This window comes from Mesorhizobium sp. WSM4816 (assembly GCF_055811535.1).
Genome location: NZ_JBVVQR010000022.1, coordinates 25,891 through 42,286, shown reverse-complemented (window position 1 = coordinate 42,286; position 16,396 = coordinate 25,891). Strand labels below are relative to the sequence as shown.

General features: G+C 62.4%; 15 protein-coding genes and 1 pseudogene. 9 read left to right on the top strand and 7 right to left on the bottom strand.

The features are described 5' to 3' along the window. Window positions 1-116: 116 nt before the first annotated feature. The 3 genes and pseudogenes from AC0L3H_RS21565 to AC0L3H_RS21555 form a co-directional block, all read right to left on the bottom strand. Window positions 117-1,401, bottom strand: a pseudogene (locus AC0L3H_RS21565) (NAD(P)/FAD-dependent oxidoreductase). Window positions 1,402-1,485: 84 nt separating this feature from the next. After that, window positions 1,486-1,854, bottom strand: coding sequence for a four helix bundle protein (locus AC0L3H_RS21560; protein WP_036264561.1), 369 nt, complete (start codon window positions 1,852-1,854; stop codon window positions 1,486-1,488). 34 nt (window positions 1,855-1,888) lie between these two features. Beyond that, entirely contained in the window at window positions 1,889-3,325 is a 1,437-nt protein-coding gene (locus AC0L3H_RS21555) for a glutamine synthetase family protein (protein WP_473586823.1), read from the bottom strand. Window positions 3,326-3,474: 149 nt separating this feature from the next. Between AC0L3H_RS21555 and AC0L3H_RS21550 the strand changes: the two genes are divergently transcribed. The 5 genes from AC0L3H_RS21550 to AC0L3H_RS21530 all read left to right on the top strand — a co-directional run bounded on the left by AC0L3H_RS21550 (window position 3,475) and on the right by AC0L3H_RS21530 (window position 7,987). Then, window positions 3,475-4,188 carry an HAD family hydrolase gene (locus tag AC0L3H_RS21550; protein WP_473586822.1) on the top strand — a complete coding sequence of 238 codons (714 nt, stop codon included), beginning with the start codon at window positions 3,475-3,477 and terminating at the stop codon, window positions 4,186-4,188. A 280-nt stretch (window positions 4,189-4,468) separates the two neighbouring features. Further along, window positions 4,469-5,389 carry a metal ABC transporter substrate-binding protein gene (locus AC0L3H_RS21545; protein ID WP_128175843.1) on the top strand — a complete coding sequence of 307 codons (921 nt, stop codon included), beginning with the start codon at window positions 4,469-4,471 and terminating at the stop codon, window positions 5,387-5,389. Continuing rightward, window positions 5,386-6,291 (top strand): manganese/iron ABC transporter ATP-binding protein, encoded by a 906-nt coding sequence (locus AC0L3H_RS21540; protein ID WP_473493486.1) that lies wholly within the window; start codon window positions 5,386-5,388, stop codon window positions 6,289-6,291. Before AC0L3H_RS21545 ends, AC0L3H_RS21540 begins: the two co-directional genes overlap by 4 nt. Further along, entirely contained in the window at window positions 6,288-7,145 is an 858-nt protein-coding gene (gene sitC / locus AC0L3H_RS21535) for an iron/manganese ABC transporter permease subunit SitC (RefSeq protein WP_473586821.1), read from the top strand. Before AC0L3H_RS21540 ends, sitC begins: the two co-directional genes overlap by 4 nt. Further along, on the top strand, window positions 7,142-7,987 hold the full coding sequence (locus AC0L3H_RS21530) for a metal ABC transporter permease (protein WP_473493482.1): 846 nt from the start codon (window positions 7,142-7,144) through the stop codon (window positions 7,985-7,987). Before sitC ends, AC0L3H_RS21530 begins: the two co-directional genes overlap by 4 nt. A 10-nt stretch (window positions 7,988-7,997) precedes the next feature. On the opposite strand, the gene AC0L3H_RS21525 is transcribed toward AC0L3H_RS21530, so the two are convergent. The 4 genes from AC0L3H_RS21525 to aceA form a co-directional block, all read right to left on the bottom strand. Continuing rightward, window positions 7,998-8,441, bottom strand: a complete 444-nt coding sequence (locus tag AC0L3H_RS21525; protein ID WP_023800311.1) for a Fur family transcriptional regulator — start codon at window positions 8,439-8,441, stop codon at window positions 7,998-8,000. Between the two features lie 195 nt (window positions 8,442-8,636). Further along, complete coding sequence (locus tag AC0L3H_RS21520; protein ID WP_473586820.1) at window positions 8,637-9,050, bottom strand: response regulator; 414 nt, start codon at window positions 9,048-9,050, stop codon at window positions 8,637-8,639. 279 nt (window positions 9,051-9,329) lie between these two features. Continuing rightward, the gene (locus AC0L3H_RS21515; protein ID WP_027156310.1) at window positions 9,330-9,572 is read right to left on the bottom strand and encodes an SMc00767 family acetate metabolism repressor; all 243 of its coding nucleotides are present in this window, start codon (window positions 9,570-9,572) and stop codon (window positions 9,330-9,332) included. Window positions 9,573-9,636: 64 nt separating this feature from the next. After that, window positions 9,637-10,926, bottom strand: coding sequence for an isocitrate lyase (gene aceA / locus AC0L3H_RS21510; RefSeq protein ID WP_473586819.1), 1,290 nt, complete (start codon window positions 10,924-10,926; stop codon window positions 9,637-9,639). A 245-nt stretch (window positions 10,927-11,171) separates the two neighbouring features. On the opposite strand from aceA, the gene AC0L3H_RS21505 reads away from it, so the two are divergent. The 4 genes from AC0L3H_RS21505 to AC0L3H_RS21490 all read left to right on the top strand — a co-directional run bounded on the left by AC0L3H_RS21505 (window position 11,172) and on the right by AC0L3H_RS21490 (window position 16,396). Next, entirely contained in the window at window positions 11,172-12,626 is a 1,455-nt protein-coding gene (locus AC0L3H_RS21505; RefSeq protein ID WP_473586818.1) for a helix-turn-helix domain-containing protein, read from the top strand. Window positions 12,627-12,773: 147 nt separating this feature from the next. Next, window positions 12,774-13,727, top strand: coding sequence for a DMT family transporter (locus AC0L3H_RS21500; RefSeq protein ID WP_287236144.1), 954 nt, complete (start codon window positions 12,774-12,776; stop codon window positions 13,725-13,727). 357 nt (window positions 13,728-14,084) lie between these two features. Beyond that, entirely contained in the window at window positions 14,085-15,182 is a 1,098-nt protein-coding gene (locus AC0L3H_RS21495; protein WP_473586817.1) for a polyamine ABC transporter substrate-binding protein, read from the top strand. Between the two features lie 74 nt (window positions 15,183-15,256). Beyond that, entirely contained in the window at window positions 15,257-16,396 is a 1,140-nt protein-coding gene (locus AC0L3H_RS21490; RefSeq protein ID WP_473493475.1) for an ABC transporter ATP-binding protein, read from the top strand.

Below are 16,396 nucleotides of genomic sequence, written 5' to 3'. Positions count from 1 at the left end.
ACTGCCCAGAACCGGCATCCTTTGCCGGCGATTGTGGCATCACTGCGCCCTTGCCGGGCGGATTCTGCACCTTTACGATCGATTCTGCAACTTGCAAGGGATTTTGCAACCTGTGGTTATATGCGGTCCCTCAAGGCATACCAATTGAGCGCAAAAAACAGCAGAGGCGCGCGCAAGCGCCGGCCCCCGGGAAAGGCCGGGATGTTCAGGTCCTCGATCAGCCTCAGCCGGTCCCGGTTGCCGGCGACGGTTTCGGCATAGAGCTTGCCGAAAAAGTTCGACAGCATGACGCCGTGGCCCGAATAGCCGCCGACCGAGATCACATTGGGCATCACCTCGCGCACGAACGGTTTTCTCGGCATCGTGATGCCGACATAGCCGCCCCAGCCATGGGTGATCTCGACATCCCTGAGGTCAGGGTAAAGCTCGGCGATCTGCCGGCGGATGTGGACATGGATGTCTTTCGGATCGTTGACCGCGTAGATCTCGCGCCCGCCGAACAGCAGCCGCCCATCCGTCGATTTGCGGAAGTAGCGCACGACGAAGCGGGAATCGTCGACCGCCTCACCGCCCGGCAACACGTTTGAACCGCCAAGCGGCACCGTCGCGCCGATGAAGGAGCCGATCGGCATGATATGCGCGGCACTGATCGGCTCGAGCGTGCCGCCATGGGCATTGACGCCAATCAGACATTTCTCGGCTGATATCGTGCCTTTCGGCGTCGTGACCCTGACCTTGCCGCCAACGGACGCGATGGCGGTCGCCGGCGTCTGCTCGAACAGCAGCGCGCCCGCCTGCGCCGCCACGTTTGCCGTGCCGATCACCAGCTTCAGCGGATGGATGTGCCCGGTGCCGGTGTCGCGGGTGCCGCCGAAATAGCGCGCCGAGCCCAACCGCTCCGCCGTCTCCCTGGCGTCCATGAAGCTGATGTGAGGATAGCCGAAGCGGTTCGCCATGATCTCGGCATGCGCCTTGTAGTCGTCGACATAGCGCTGCTTGTGCGCCACCGACATCTGGGCCTTGCGTGTAGTCGATCTCGATCTTGTTGACGGCGGCGAATTCGAGGAGATGCGCCTTGGCCTCTTCGGCGAGGTCGAACAGCGCCTTGGCCCGGGAAAAGCCGTATTCCGCTTCGAGCTCCTCGGCCCAGGCGCGCTGACCGGTGCCGAGCTGGCCTCCATTGCGGCCCGATGCGCCGTCGCCGAAACGATGCGCTTCGACCAGCACGACATTGCTGCCAGCCCTGGCGAGGTGCACCGCCGCCGACAGGCCGGTAAATCCGCCTCCAACGACGACGACGTCGCACCTCAGGTCACCGTCGAGCGCCTTGTATTCGGGCCGTGGACCGGCCGTGTCCTCATACCAGGACCGGCCGGGGGAGATTGGGGATTGGTAGGGCATGATGCTCGAGTAGGGGAGTAGGGGAGTAGGGGAGTAGGGGAGTAGGGCAGTAGGGCAGTAAGGCAGTAAGGCAGTAAGGAGATGTTAGTCGGCTGAAAGTTTGCGGATTAGGAGCCGAAGAAGCTTTCCCACACTTTCGGTGCTCGCCAATAGTGAAGCCGCTGTCCCGTTCGGCGCGATGCCGGTACGCTCAGCGATCAGAAGCTGCGTTTCCAGCTCCTTCAGTGACCCTTGAGCGATACGGAGAAATTGCTGATAGGAACCCCGTACCTCTCTGCCATAGCCTTCCGCTATGTTCGCCGGCACCGAGCTTGCGGCGCGCCGCACTTGGCTGGTCAGTCCATAAAGTTCCTCCTTCGGCCAGGATTTCGTCGCGCCGTAAACCGCCACCGCAAGGTCCATTGCCTGCTGCCAAACAATTAAATCCTTGTAGGAACCCGTTTTCTCAGTCATTCGCCCCTACTCCCCTACTCCCCTACTCCCCTCCCTAAACATTCAACAACAGATACTCCCGCTCCCACGGGCTGATCACTTCCATGAAGGTCTCGAATTCCGCTCGCTTGATCGCCGCATAGGTGGCGGCGAACGACTTGCCGAGCAGCGCGCAGAGTTCCTCGTCGGCTTCGAACAAGTCGACGGCCTCGAGCAGGCTGCGCGGCAGGTCGATCTCGGCCGCGTTGGCGGTGGTGAGAACCGGCGGTTCGGCCTTGATCTTGTTGGTCATGCCGATCAGCCCGCAGGCGAGCGATGCGGCCATCGCCAGATAGGGATTGGCGTCGGAGGAGGGGATGCGGTTCTCGACGCGCCTGGCTGCCGGGTCGGAGCGCGGGACGCGGAAGGCGGTGGTGCGGTTGTCGTAGCCCCATTTGTTGTTGACCGGCGCCGAAGCCGACTGCGTCAGCCGGCGATAGGAATTGACGTAGGGCGCAAACATCACCAGCGCGTTCGGCACATGTTTCTGCATGCCGCCGAGGAAATGGAAGAAGGCTTCGGTTTCCGAGCCGTCCTCGGCAGAAAAGACGTTCCTGCCGGTCTTCTTCTCGATGATCGATTGGTGGATATGCATGGCCGACCCGGGCTGCCCCTGGATCGGCTTGGCCATGAAGGTGGCATAGATCTCATGCTTCAGCGCCGCCTCGCGGATGGTGCGCTTGAACATGAACACCTGGTCGGCCAGTTCGATCGGATCGCCGTGGCGCAGATTGATCTCGAGTTGGCCGGCGCCTTCCTCGTGGATCAGCGTGTCGATTTCCAGGCCCTGGCTTTCGGAGAAATGGTAGATGTCGTCGATCAGTTCGTCGAACTCGTTGACGCCGGCAATCGAATAGCCGGCGCCACCGCCGATCGCCCGTCCCGAACGCCCGACCGGCGGGGTCAGCGGGTAGTCCGGATCGGGATTCTTGCGCACCAGGTAGAACTCGATCTCGGGCGCCACCACCGGCTTCAGCCCGCGCTTGACGTAAGCGGCAAGCACACGCTTCAGCACGTTGCGCGGCGTGAACTCGACCGAGCGGCCGTCCTGGTGGACGAGGTCGCAGATGACCGCCGCCGTCGGGTCCTCTTCCCACGGCACCACGGTCAGCGTCGAAAGGTCCGGCATCAGCTTGAGGTCGCCGTCGTCTTCCGGATAGTTGAAGCCGTTGCCGTTCTCGGGGTAGCCGCCGGAGATCGTCGTCATGAACACCGCCGAAGGCAGCGCCAGCGAGGTGTTGGAGGTGAATTTCTTCGACGGCATCATCTTGCCGCGCGCAACACCGGCCTGGTCGGGGGTGATGCATTCGATATCCTCGATGCCGCGCCACGCCAGCCAGGCGCCGACTTCCTTCCAGTTTTTCACACCACGTTGATTTTTCACAAAGGCAGGCGTGCGGATACGTCCTCCGCGGCTCGACGGACGGACTTCCTTTTTTGCAGGCGGCATCATTCACCAGATTGGGTTGCGGATTTGGGAGTATAGCCGGGGCCGGTGATGGAAGGGAAGGGGAGCCGGCCCTGCCTTCGCCCGCCAGTTGAAAATCGCTCCAGGCAGCTTAGGTTCGACGCAAGTTCAATGACCTCGGCTGAAGACGTCGAATGCGGAACCATGAATTGACCACGATCGGCTTCGATGCCGATGACACGCTCTGGCAGAACGAGCAGTTCTTCCGCATCACCGAAAAGCGCTTTGCCGCGCTGCTCGCCGATCATGCCGAGGAGGAGCACATCTCGGCAAGATTGCTGGAGGCCGAGAAGCGCAACCTCGCCGTTTACGGCTTCGGCATCAAGGGCTTTACCCTGTCGATGATCGAAACGGCGATCGAGATTACCGAGGGCCGCGCGCCGGCCTCGGTCATCGCCGAAATTCTCGCCGCGGGCCGCGAGATGCTTGGCCATCCGATCGAGGCGCTGCCTCATGCGCGCGAAACCGTTGAAAAACTGGCGGACGCCTATCGCCTGGTGCTGATCACCAAGGGCGACCTTTTCGATCAGGAACGCAAGCTGGCGCAATCGGGCCTCGGTGACCTGTTCGATGCCGTCGAGATCGTCAGCGACAAGAGCCCCGCTACTTATACCAGCATCTTCAGCCGCCACGGTGATGGCGCCGAAAAAAGCATGATGGTCGGCAATTCGCTCAAGTCGGACGTGGTGCCGGCCATCGAGGCCGGCAGTTGGGGCATCCACGTGCCGCATGAACTGACCTGGGCGCTGGAACATGTCGAGCCGCCGGTCACCGCGCCTCGCTTCCGCCAGATAGCCGATCTCTCGGAACTGCCCCGGCTGGTCGAAAGCATCGGGAAAGCCGGCTGATCGCATGTCTCGGCGTCGGACCGGACGTGCGCGGCAGGCGTATCGATGCCGGACATTGCGCGTCGCCATCCTTGTTGTCGGCTCCGCCAAAGAGCCGCGCTGTCGCTGACCCTCCATCGCGCGGCCCTCCATCGCGGCCCCCTCCAACGCGCGGCTCTTGTACAATCGATGCTGTAAAATCGTTTTCTACTTGCAAATCAGTCGCAATTGCAGAATATACGACAAGCGCAGCGTCACAGCGCCCGCGCCGCATGCGAGCAAATCGCGACAGGAGATTTTGATGATCGAGAGATACGGGCGATGGGTTGCCGTCGGGTTGATAGCTGCGGTTTTCGCTGCGGCAGTGGCTTCAAGCCCAGCGAAAGCGCAGGAAAAATTCAAGGCCGTGACCACCTTCACCGTCATCGCCGACATGGCGAAGAACGTGGCGGGCGACGCAGCGATCGTGGAATCGATCACCAAGCCGGGGGCGGAGATCCACAATTACGCGCCGACGCCGGGCGACATTCAGCGGGCGCAGGGCGCACAGCTCATTCTGTGGAACGGACTCAACCTCGAACTCTGGTTCGAAAAATTCTTCCAGAACCTCAGCGACGTGCCCGGCGCCATCATCTCCGAGGGCGTCCAACCGATGAGCATCGCCGAGGGGCCCTATAACGGCAAACCGAATCCGCATGCCTGGATGTCGCCGACAAACGCGCTGATCTACGTCGACAACATCCGCGACGCCTTCGTCGAGCACGATCCGGCGCATGCCGAGACCTACAAGGCCAATGCAGAAGCCTACAAGGCAAAGATAGAGGCGGCCGTCGCGCCGATCCGCGATAAGCTTGCCTCGATCCCGCAGGACAGGCGCTGGCTGGTGTCGAGCGAAGGCGCTTTCTCCTACCTCGCACGCGATTTCGCGCTGAAGGAGCTTTATTTGTGGCCGATCAACGCTGACCAGCAAGGCACCCCGCAGCAGGTTCGCAAGGTGATCGACGCCGTCAGGGACAACAAGATCGTCGCCGTCTTCAGTGAAAGCACCGTGTCGGACAAGCCGGCCCGGCAGGTCGCGCGCGAGACGGGGGTCCATTACGGTGGCGTGCTCTACGTCGATTCCCTCAGCGAGGCGGACGGCCCGGTGCCGACCTATATCGACCTGCTGCGTGTGACATCGGATACAATTCAGAAAGGCCTCGCCGCAGGGCTGTCGCAATGAACGAAGCCGTTCCGCCTCTTGCCGCCGCGTCGCAGGATGCGGGAGGCGGTCTCGCCGTGCGCGGCGCGACCGTCACCTACCGCAACGGCCTCACGGCGCTGCGCGATGCGAGCTTTGAAATTCCGACAGGCACGATCACGGCACTTGTCGGTGTCAACGGCTCGGGCAAGTCGACGCTGTTCAAAGCCATCATGGGCTTCGTGCGGCTGGCAAAGGGAGAGATTCTTGTTCTCGGACGGCCGGCCGCGGCCGCGCTGAGAAAGAACGTCGTCGCCTATGTGCCGCAGGCCGAGGAGGTCGACTGGGACTTTCCAGTACTGGTCGAGGACGTCGTCATGATGGGGCGTTACGGCCATATGGGCATGATGCGCATTCCGAAGGCTGCTGATCGCGAGGCGGTAACATCAGCGCTTGCGCGTGTCGGCATGAGCGATTTCCGCAAGCGCCAGATCGGCGAGCTTTCCGGCGGGCAGAAGAAGCGCGTCTTTCTCGCTCGGGCGCTGGCGCAGGACGGGCGCGTCATCCTGCTCGACGAGCCCTTCACTGGCGTCGACGTCAGGACCGAGGACGCTATCATCGAACTGCTGCGCGCGCTCCGGGACGAAGGCCGGGTGATGCTGGTCTCGACGCATAATCTGGGTAGCGTGCCGGAGTTCTGCGACCGTGCCGTGCTGCTCCGGAACACGGTCCTTGCCTACGGGCCGACTGGCCAGACCTTCACGCAGGCGAACCTGGAAAAGGCTTTCGGCGGCGTCTTGCGTCATTTCGTGCTGGGCGGCGCCGGGCTGCATGAGGACGACGACAGGCGCCGCCTTGCCGTCATCACCGACGACGAGCGGCCACTGGTCTTCTACGGAGAGAACGGAGCCATGCAGCACAAGATGCGGGAACCGGACGAATGAGTGTCCTGCTCGAGCCGTTCGGCTACGAATATATGCTCAATGCCATGTGGGTGTCCGCCCTGGTTGGAGGTGTCTGCGCCTTCCTGTCCTGCTATCTGATGCTGAAAGGCTGGTCGCTGATCGGTGACGCGCTATCGCATTCGATCGTGCCGGGCGTCGCCGGCGCCTATATGCTGGGCCTTCCCTTCTCGATCGGCGCCTTCTTCTCCGGCGGGCTCGCCGCCGCGGCGATGCTCTTCCTCAACCAGCGCACCAAGCTGAAGGAAGACGCCATCATCGGCCTGATCTTCTCCTCCTTCTTCGGCCTCGGCTTGTTCATGGTGTCGCTGTCGCCGACCTCGGTGAATATCCAGACGATCGTGCTCGGCAACATTCTGGCCATCACTCCGGAAGACACGCTTCAGCTCGCCATCATAGGCTTTGTCTCGCTCGCCGTCCTGCTGGTGAAATGGAAGGATCTGATGGTGGTCTTCTTCGACGAGAGCCATGCCCGCTCGATCGGCCTCAACCCGAGCGCGCTCAAGATCATGTTCTTCATGCTGCTTTCGGCCTCCACGGTCGCCGCGCTCCAGACCGTCGGCGCCTTTCTCGTCATCTGCATGGTGGTGACGCCCGGCGCGACCGCTTATCTTCTGACGGACCGCTTTCCGCGCCTGCTGGTCATCGCGGTTCTCATCGGCGCGGTCACGAGTTTCACCGGCGCCTATGCCAGCTATTTCCTCGACGGCGCCACCGGGGGCATCATCGTCGTGCTGCAGACGCTGATCTTTCTCGCCGCCTTCTTCTTCGCTCCCAAGCATGGAATGCTGGCAGCCCGCCGCCGCTCGGCGCGGGCCTTGGAGGCCAGCCTGTGAGCGTCCTCGATACACTGCTTGCCCCCTTCCAGTTCGGCTTCATGGTCAATGCGCTGATTGCTTCGGTGCTGGTCGCCGTGCCGACGGCGCTGCTCTCCTGCTTTCTCGTTCTCAAGGGCTGGTCGCTGATGGGCGACGCCATCAGCCACGCCGTCTTTCCCGGCGTGGTCATCGCTTACATCCTCGGATTCCCCTATTCGATCGGCGCCTTCGCCGCCGGGATGGTCTGCGCTCTCGCCACCGGCTTCCTCAAGGACAACAGCCGCATCAAGCAGGACACGGTCATGGGCATCGTCTTCTCCGGCATGTTCGGCTTCGGCCTGGTGCTCTACGTAAAAATCCAGTCCGACGTGCATCTCGACCACATATTGTTCGGCGACGTTCTGGGCATCGGCCTGCGCGACATCGTCGAAACGGGGCTCATTGCTGCGATTACGGCCGGCATCATCGGCATCAAGTGGCGCGACTTCCTGCTGCACGCCTTCGACCCGGCTCAGGCGCGCGCGGTCGGTCTTCGGGTCAACCTGCTCCATTACGGCCTGCTTTGCCTGATCTCGCTCACCATCGTCGGCGCGCTGAAGGCGGTCGGCATTATCATGGCCATTGCCATGCTGATCGCGCCGGGCGCCATCGCCTTCCTGCTGACAAGGAAGTTCAGCGCCATGCTGATCCTGTCGGTGGCGATTGCGGTCGCCGCATCGTTCCTGGGCGTCTATCTGTCCTTCTTCATCGACAGCGCACCGGCGCCGACCATCGTTCTCATGCTGTCTGCCGCCTTCATTGCCGCCTTCGTCGTCACCACACTCAAGGCGGGCCGAATGGAACTCGGCGAGGAGGGCTAGAAACTGGCGGTCATTCTCTGGTTTGACGAGAGCGACGCTGTTTCTGGATCGGCTTCACGTAGATCTCCAGTCTGTGGCTGATGATCGTGAATCCGTGCTGTCGAGCGATTTCCTCCTGGAGCCGCTCGATCTCCGCCGACTGGAACTCGATGACATCTCCCGTCTCGATGTTGATGAGATGATCGTGATGCTCGCGGGGGACGGTTTCGTATCTGGCGCGCCGATCGCCGAAGGTGTGCCGCTCCAGAATGCCCTTTTCGCGCAGAAGGCTGACGGTGCGATAGACAGTGGCGAGCGCGATCGTCGGCTCGATGGCGACAACACGGCGATGGAGTTCCACCACATCCGGATGGTCGCTGGATTCGGATAGAACGCGCATGATGACGCGGCGCGGACCGGTGATGCGCAGCCCGAGTTCCCTGCAAAGCGCGGCGATGGTCTGTTCTGAGGACATGTCATGATCCGCCAATATCGACAGCCATGTCGCGAAGTCGGAACATGCCTGCGGATTTGTTCGAAGGTGCTATCCCAGATGCGTCGCAATTGCAAAAGGACATCGGACTGGGTTCGCTGTCAGGCGGTCACACACTGACACAGGATATCCAGATCCGATCGCAAGAAGCGAGGAAGGAGCCGGATAGGACGCCGGCTAGCCGCGTCCGAGCCCGATCAAATGGTCGATCACCGGCTGCAGCCGTTCGGTCGTGATCGGCTTGACGACCACCGCATCGACGACGCTCGACAGCCCGAGGCTCTCCGGCGTGCCGCTCTTGGTCGAGAGCAGGATCACCGAGGGACGCGATCTGCCCGAGATGCGTCGAAGCGCGTCGATACGCGACATCAGTGCGTCGCAGTCCTTGTTGTCGGCTCCGCCATCGAGGACGACCGCTCCGGGAATCAGCGACCGCAGCGTCGTTGCTGCCGTTTCGGGCGATTCCGAGATCGGTTTGAGCCCGGACCGTTCGACGATTTTCGAAACCACCACCCGGTTGACCGGCGATTTTCCGACGACGAGCACGCGGGTGAAGTCGGTGAGCATTTCGGGGTCCACATTCCGGCTCATCAAACTCAACTGGTTCACAGTGCGATTCAAGGGGCGCATGAGCAGGGCGGGCACTCGTTGGTTTCAATGCAGGGTTGTACCTAGGAAATAATTGCCGTGAGATCGCTGCCTATGTCAAGCTGAAATGACCGGCGTCGAGAACATCGCAAGAAAGCTTAAAATTTAAAGCAAGTTCTTTTCTTGCCGTGCATGCAAACTGGTTGTGCAAGTGCAAATCACCTGCGCAGAGAACTGCGCAGGTGATGCCGGATCCGCCAGCAGGATTTCGTCGGATTTCGATCAGCCGACGCTCCGCTGCGTGACGATGACCGGGATCAGCAGGTCGCCCCAGTTGCCGTCGCCGCCATGGTGCCGTGCCGAGCGCACGAGTTCCACCGACACACCGGCCTCGACCGCCTTCATCACCGACTGGTTGAGCCTGTGCAGGTCGTTGGCCAGCATGCGGATGGTCGCCTGCTGGTCGACGGTCATCGTGGTGGCCTGTTCTTCGGCCCGTTCCTTGACGCGGCTTATCGATGCCATTGGTCTTCTCCTTGCGTATTTTTTACCCCTTTTGGGGCGTTGCCTCTATTTTGTTGCGTTCGTGCTATTCCGCCGCCGGTTTGAACTGGGCGTGCTCGGTCGATTCATGCATGGCTGTCGTCGAAGACCGGCCACCGGTGATCGCCATCGACACGGCGTCGAAATAGCCGGTACCGACTTCGCGCTGGTGCTTGGTCGCGGTGTAGCCGTGGGCTTCCGCCGCGAATTCAGCCTCCTGCAGTTCGGAATAAGCCGCCATCTGACGCGCCTTGTAGCCGCGGGCGAGTTCGAACATGCCGAAATTGAGCTGGTGAAAACCGGCCAGCGTGATGAACTGGAACTTGTAGCCCATGGCGCCGAGTTCCTTCTGGAACCTGGCGATGGTGGCATCGTCGAGGTTCTTCTTCCAGTTGAACGACGGCGAGCAATTATAGGCGAGAAGCTTGCCGGGATGGTGCCTGTGCACGCCCTCGGCGAACTTTTTGGCCTGCGCCAGATCGGGCTTGGAGGTTTCGCACCAGATCAGGTCGGCGTGGGGCGCGTAGGCGACGGCCCGTGCGATGCAGGGCTCGATGCCGTTCCTGACTTGATAGAAGCCCTCCACCGTACGACCGGCGCCATAGTCGACGAAGGGCTGGTCGCGCTCGTCGATGTCGGAGGTGAGCAGCTTTGCCGCTTCCGCGTCGGTGCGCGCGACGACCAGCGTCGGCGTGCCCATGACGTCGGCGGCAAGCCGCGCGGCGTTGAGGTTGCGGATGTGTGCGGCGGTCGGGATCAGCACCTTGCCGCCGAGATGGCCGCACTTCTTCTCCGACGCCAGTTGGTCCTCGTAGTGGACGCCGGCGGCACCCGCCTCGATGAAGGCCTTCATGATCTCGAAGGCGTTGAGCGGTCCGCCGAAGCCGGCTTCCGCATCGGCGACAACGGGCGCGAACCAGGTGTCGACCGAAAGCCCCTTGCCTTCGGAGGTCTCGATCTGGTCGGCGCGCTGCAGGGTGCGGTTGATGCGCTTGACCAGTTCGGGCGCCGCATTGGCGGGATAAAGCGACTGGTCCGGATACATGGCGGATGCGGTGTTGGCGTCGGCCGCGACCTGCCATCCGGACAGGTAGATCGCCTTCAGCCCGGCCCGGACCTGCTGCATCGCCTGGTTGCCCGACATGGCGCCGAGCGCGTTGACGAAATCCTCTTCGTGGATGAGCCTCCAGAGCCGGTTGGCGCCCATTTCGGCGAGGCTCTGCCGGATCTGGACCGAACCGCGCAGCCGCTTCACGTCGTCCGGCGAGTAGGGCCGCTCGATGCCGTCGAAGCGGCCTTCCGGCGCCGAGGGGACGAGGTTGTAAAAATCAGTCATTGGTCGCTCCGACAGATCGTTGTTGGGATAGAAACGCCGCCTCATGAAAATTTCTGCGCCGTTTTGGTATGACAGCATTTACATTTTGACGCGGGCCAGGCGAGGAAAACCAGAGGATTGGCTGGAAAATAAGGGAAAACCTGTGTTGCGTTTGACAGTCAGGCGCTGTAAATCTGTCATGATTGTAAAAGGCCGGCATGGCAGCGCCGCGCGGGAGTCATGTAAATTCTGTCAAGGACAGCCGAGTGGCCGATCAAAAAATCTTCGCCGGCCCGCGCATCCGCCGCATCCGCAGCGCCAAGGGCCTGACCCAGACGGCGATGGCCGAAGGGCTCGGCATCTCGCCGTCCTACCTCAATCTCATCGAGCGCAACCAGCGGCCGCTGACGGTCCAGCTGATCCTCAAGCTGGCATCTGTCTACAAGGTCGACCCGCATGAATTGCAGGGCGAGGCGAGGGGGTCGGTCACCGCCCTGAAGGAAGTGTTTTCAGATCCGCTGCTGGTCGGCGAATTGCCTGGTGACCAGGAGCTGATCGAGCTTGCCGAGGCGGCGCCCAACGCTTCCGCCGCGGTGATAAAACTGTTTCGCGCTTATCGCGAGCAGGCCGAGCGCCTTTCCGACCTCAACGAACTCCTGGCGGGTGAGGGCAAAGCTACGGCGCTGTCCGGCGCCCGCCTGCCGATCGACGAGGTGCACGAGATTTTCGAGCGCCGTCCGAACCATTTTGCCGCGCTGGAAGAGGAGGCCGAGGCATTCATTTCGGTGCTCGATCCCGGCGACGATCTGCTCGGTGCGCTGAAGGCCTGGCTGAAGCGCGAATACGGCATCGTCGTCAAGGTGCTGCCGGTCGCCACCATGCCGAACTGGCGCCGCCGCTACGACCGCCATTCGCAGCGTCTGTTCCTGTCCGAGCGCCTGTCGCCGTTCGACCAGTTGCGCGAGGTGGCGATGGAGGCCTGCCTGATCCGCATGACGGTCGCCGTGGCAAGCGAGATCCAGGCGCTGAAGCTGACCACGGATGAGGCCCGCCGGCTCGCCCGCTTCGAGCTTGGCCGCTACGCTGCCCACGCGCTGATGATGCCCTATCAATCCTTTCACGCAGCCGCCACACGCGCGCGTTACGACATCGACGTGCTGCGCTCGCGCTTCGGCGTCTCCTTCGAGCAGGCGGCGAACCGGTTGACCACGCTGCAGCGGCCGGGCACGCCGGGCGTGCCGTTCTTCATGCTCGAGGTCGACAATGCCGGCAACCGCTTCCGCAAGGCTGGCAGCCAGGGTTTTCCGCAGAGCCGCTTCGGTGGCGGCTGTCCAAAACTTCCCGTGCATGCCGCCTTTACCCAGCCCGGCCAGATCTTCGTCGAGGCGGTGGAAATGCCGGACGGCGCCGAATTCCTCTGCGTCGCCCGCACGCTTGAGGGGCCGCAAGGCTCGTTTGCGGAGCGCCCGCGCCGTACCGCGCTTCTGCTCGGCTGCGACATCGGCTTTCGTGACGAGATCGTCTATGGCGCGGCACTGCCGGGGCCGGCTGCCGTTGCGGCCGGAAAAGCCGGACAGGGCACAAGTCCGGCCACGCCGGTTGGCCCGGCTTGCCGGCTGTGCGAACGCATCGGCTGCCTCGCGCGCGCCGAGCCGCCGGTGACGCGCCCGCTCGGCCTCGACGAGATGGTGACCGGACTAAGCGCCTTCGATTTCCAGTGATGTCCGGGCAGGCGACTGCCGTCTTTGCCACAACCATCGCTGCCCGGTGGACCACGCTCCGCCGCTGCCTTTGCGATAGGCGAATGTGGCACGTTTCTGTCGTCCGCTGTGCATCGTGTTGCCTCGAAATCGCCGACAGTCGCAATCATGACCGATATATCATCATCACCGTTAGCCGTTTCGCCTGTCGTCTCGCCGCGTGACGAGCGTGTCGGCTTCCTGCTGATTTTCCTGTCGGCGCTGATGTGGAGTTTCGGTGGCGCCATCGCCCGTTTCATCGACGCCGGAGACAGCTGGACGGTGGTGTTCTGGCGCTCGGTCTGGGCCGCCGCCTTCCTCATCTGCTTCATGGTCTGGCGCGACGGCTGGCACGGCACGGTGAGGTTGTTCCGCGGCATGGGCCTGCCCGGCCTTGCCGTGGCGTTCTGCTTCGCCACCGCATCGACCTCATTCGTCGTGGCGCTTGCCTACACCACTGTCGCCAACATCCTTTTGATGCAGGCCGGCGTGCCGCTCCTGGCGGCGCTGTTTGCCTGGGTGCTGTTTCGCGAACGGGTGGCCTTGGCGACCTGGGTGGCGATTGCCGCCGTCATTGCCGGCGTTGCCATCATGGTATCGGAATCGCTCGATGGCGCGGTGTCGCCCATCGGTGACGGCCTGGCGCTGCTTATCGCCGTGATGTTTTCGATCGCCACGGTCATCACGCGACGCTTTGCCCATGTGCGCATGACGCCGGCGACCTGCCTCGGCACGATGATTGCCGCCGCATTCGCGGCGTCGCAGGCATCGCAATTCGGCGTTTCCAGCAGCGACATGGGCTTCCTGTTTGCATTCGGCGTGGTCAATCTCGGTCTCGGCCTTGCCTTCTTCGCGACCGGTGCCCGGCTCGTCCCGGCTGCAGTCGCAGCACTGCTCGGTACTTTCGAGCCGATCCTCGGCCCGATCTGGGTCTGGCTCATCCATTCCGAGGTGCCGTCGGGACGCACCATCCTTGGCGGCACGGTCGTGGTCACGGCGCTGCTCGTCCATATCGGGCTCGAATTCAAGCGTCAGACGCGGCCGGTGCGGCCGGGTGTCACCGGTATGCCGTCGCCTAATTGATGCAGCGCACGCGCCAAAGCGAGATGAGCCATTGACAATGGCGCAGCCGCGCGGGCAGGCTGCAAATACGGCAACAACAAGACAGGCTCATCTTGCCAAGTCTCCCCTCCGGCCCGACCGAGACCGGACAACATCGTCGTATCCCTGCCCGCGCCGTGGCGAGAGCCTTTGACGGCGCCGGCATGCCACCTGGATCACGACATGGAAACGGGGGGCTCGGCCGTTGCGCATCGAACCGCTGTCGTGTTGGCGGTTCGCGCTTGTCGCTTGTCGGAAAGCCCAATAATCTGAAGCAAACGCCCAGCCGCGCACCCCCGCGACGAGCTGGCGATGGAACACTCATCAAAGGAGAGACGCATGATCCGCAAAGCATTCTGGCTTTCGGCGACCTCGGCATTTCTGGCGCTTTTCACCCTCGGCGCTCATGCCCAGGAGCGCGTCGTCAACGTCTATAACTGGTCGGATTACATCGACAGCTCGATCATCGACGACTTCACCAAGGAAACGGGCATCAAGGTCACCTACGACACCTTCGATTCCAACGAGCTGCTTGAGACGAAACTGCTTGCCGGCGGCAGCGGCTACGACGTTGTCGTACCGACCGCCAATTTCCTCGCACGCCAGATCCAGGCAGGGGTGTTCCAGAAGCTCGACAAGCCGAAGCTGCCCAACATTTCCAACATGTGGGACGTCGTTTCGGAGCGCACGACCAAGTACGATCCCGGCAACGAATATTCGATCAACTACATGTGGGGCACGGTCGGCCTCGGCTATAACGTCAAGAAAGTGCAGGAAGCGCTCGGCACCGACAAGATCGACAGCTGGGACGTGTTCTTCAACCCGGAAAAGCTGGCCAAGCTGAAGGATTGCGGCGTCTATGTCCTCGATTCTCCGAGCGACATCGTGCCGAACGCCTTCAAATATCTGGGCATTGATCCCGAGACCACGTCGCCGGACGATTTCGCCAAGGCCGAAGAAGTGATGCTGAAGGTCAGGCCTTACATCCGCAAGTTCCACTCGTCGGAATATATCAACGCGCTGGCCAATGGCGACATCTGCCTGGCCGTTGGCTGGTCGGGCGACGTGTTCCAGGCGCGCGACCGTGCGACGGAAGCAAACCAGGGCGTTGAGATCGCCTATTCCGTGCCGAAGGAAGGCGCCGAAATGTGGTTCGACCAGATGGCGATCCCGGCCGACGCGCCGCATGTCGCCGAGGCGCATGAATTCCTGAACTACATAATGAAGCCGGAAGTCATCGCCAAGGCGAGCAATTTTGTCTTCTACGCCAATGGCAACAAGGCGTCGCAGCAGTTCATCGACAAGGAGATACTCGAGGATCCGGCGATCTACCCGGACGAGGCGACGCTGGCGAAACTGTTCACCATCACCCCCTACGATTCCAAGACCCAGCGCGTCGTCACCCGCACCTGGACCAGGATCGTCACCGGGCAGTAAGCGACATCAACGACCCCGGCAGGTGCTGCCGGGGTCAAGTCCTTTTGGGGATAGAACGCAGGACGGAGTGGGACATGAAATCGCTTGGCAGCATCCGCAGGGATTTCGCGCCATGGAACGATCCGAACACCAAGCCGTACATCCAGTTCGACAAGGTCACCAAGAAGTTCGGTGACTTCACCGCCGTCAACAATTTGTCGCTGACCATATTCGAGCGCGAGTTCTTTGCCCTGCTCGGCGCATCCGGCTGCGGAAAGTCGACGCTTCTGCGGATGCTCGCCGGTTTCGAGGAGCCGACCGCCGGCCGCATCCTGCTCGACGGCCAGGATCTGCGCGGCATCCCGCCATACCGGCGGCCGGTCAACATGATGTTCCAGTCCTATGCGCTGTTCCCGCATATGACGGTCGAGAACAACATTGCCTTCGGCCTCAAGCAGGACGGCATGCCGAAGCCCGAGATCGCGGCGCGCGTTGGAGAGATGCTGAAGCTGGTCAAGCTCGAGCAGTTCGCCAAGCGCAAGCCGCACCAATTGTCCGGCGGCCAGCGCCAGCGCGTCGCGCTTGCCCGCTCGGTCGCCAAGCGGCCGAAGGTGCTGCTGCTCGACGAGCCGTTGGGCGCGCTGGACAAGAAGCTGCGCGAGGAAACGCAGTTCGAGCTGATGGATCTGCAGCAGTCACTCGGCCTCACCTTCGTTGTCGTCACCCACGACCAGGAAGAGGCGATGACAATGGCCGACCGCATCGCCATCATCGACAAGGGCGAGGTGATGCAGGTGGCGACGCCGGCCGAAGTCTACGAGGCGCCGGGTTCCCGTTTCGTCGCCGGCTTTGTCGGCAACGTCAACATGTTCGAAGGCAAGATTGCGCATGGCGAGGCGGGTGCGGCAAGCATCGATGCCGGCAACGGCATCACCATCCGCACCGAGCATGCCGGCGATGCCGCAACTGGCGCGGCCGTCGCCTTCGCGATCAGGCCGGAGAAGATCAGGATATCGTCGACGAGACCGGCCGGCGCCGTCAACGCCATCGAGGGCGAGGTCTACGATATCGCCTATCTCGGCGACATGACCGTCTATCACGTCAGGCTGGACGACGGCCAGGTGGTGCGAGCGAGTACGATGAACGCGGCCCGCATCACCGAGGATCCGCTGAGCTGGAACGACCGTGCCTGGGTGTCGTTCCGGCCGGATGCCGGCGTCGTGCTGACGCGATAG

What these genes read in the sequence shown, in the direction of transcription:
- AC0L3H_RS21540 (WP_473493486.1), top strand. Translation starts at nt 5,386, where the DNA reads ATGAACGAAGCCGTTCCGCCTCTTGCCGCCGCGTCGCAGGATGCGGGA.
- AC0L3H_RS21555 (WP_473586823.1), bottom strand. Translation starts at nt 3,325, where the DNA reads ATGATGCCGCCTGCAAAAAAGGAAGTCCGTCCGTCGAGCCGCGGAGGA.
- AC0L3H_RS21500 (WP_287236144.1), top strand. Translation starts at nt 12,774, where the DNA reads ATGACCGATATATCATCATCACCGTTAGCCGTTTCGCCTGTCGTCTCG.
- AC0L3H_RS21515 (WP_027156310.1), bottom strand. Translation starts at nt 9,572, where the DNA reads ATGGCATCGATAAGCCGCGTCAAGGAACGGGCCGAAGAACAGGCCACC.
- AC0L3H_RS21520 (WP_473586820.1), bottom strand. Translation starts at nt 9,050, where the DNA reads ATGAGCCGGAATGTGGACCCCGAAATGCTCACCGACTTCACCCGCGTG.
- sitC (WP_473586821.1), top strand. Translation starts at nt 6,288, where the DNA reads ATGAGTGTCCTGCTCGAGCCGTTCGGCTACGAATATATGCTCAATGCC.
- aceA (WP_473586819.1), bottom strand. Translation starts at nt 10,926, where the DNA reads ATGACTGATTTTTACAACCTCGTCCCCTCGGCGCCGGAAGGCCGCTTC.
- AC0L3H_RS21550 (WP_473586822.1), top strand. Translation starts at nt 3,475, where the DNA reads ATGCGGAACCATGAATTGACCACGATCGGCTTCGATGCCGATGACACG.
- AC0L3H_RS21560 (WP_036264561.1), bottom strand. Translation starts at nt 1,854, where the DNA reads ATGACTGAGAAAACGGGTTCCTACAAGGATTTAATTGTTTGGCAGCAG.
- AC0L3H_RS21525 (WP_023800311.1), bottom strand. Translation starts at nt 8,441, where the DNA reads ATGTCCTCAGAACAGACCATCGCCGCGCTTTGCAGGGAACTCGGGCTG.
- AC0L3H_RS21495 (WP_473586817.1), top strand. Translation starts at nt 14,085, where the DNA reads ATGATCCGCAAAGCATTCTGGCTTTCGGCGACCTCGGCATTTCTGGCG.
- AC0L3H_RS21490 (WP_473493475.1), top strand. Translation starts at nt 15,257, where the DNA reads ATGAAATCGCTTGGCAGCATCCGCAGGGATTTCGCGCCATGGAACGAT.
- AC0L3H_RS21545 (WP_128175843.1), top strand. Translation starts at nt 4,469, where the DNA reads ATGATCGAGAGATACGGGCGATGGGTTGCCGTCGGGTTGATAGCTGCG.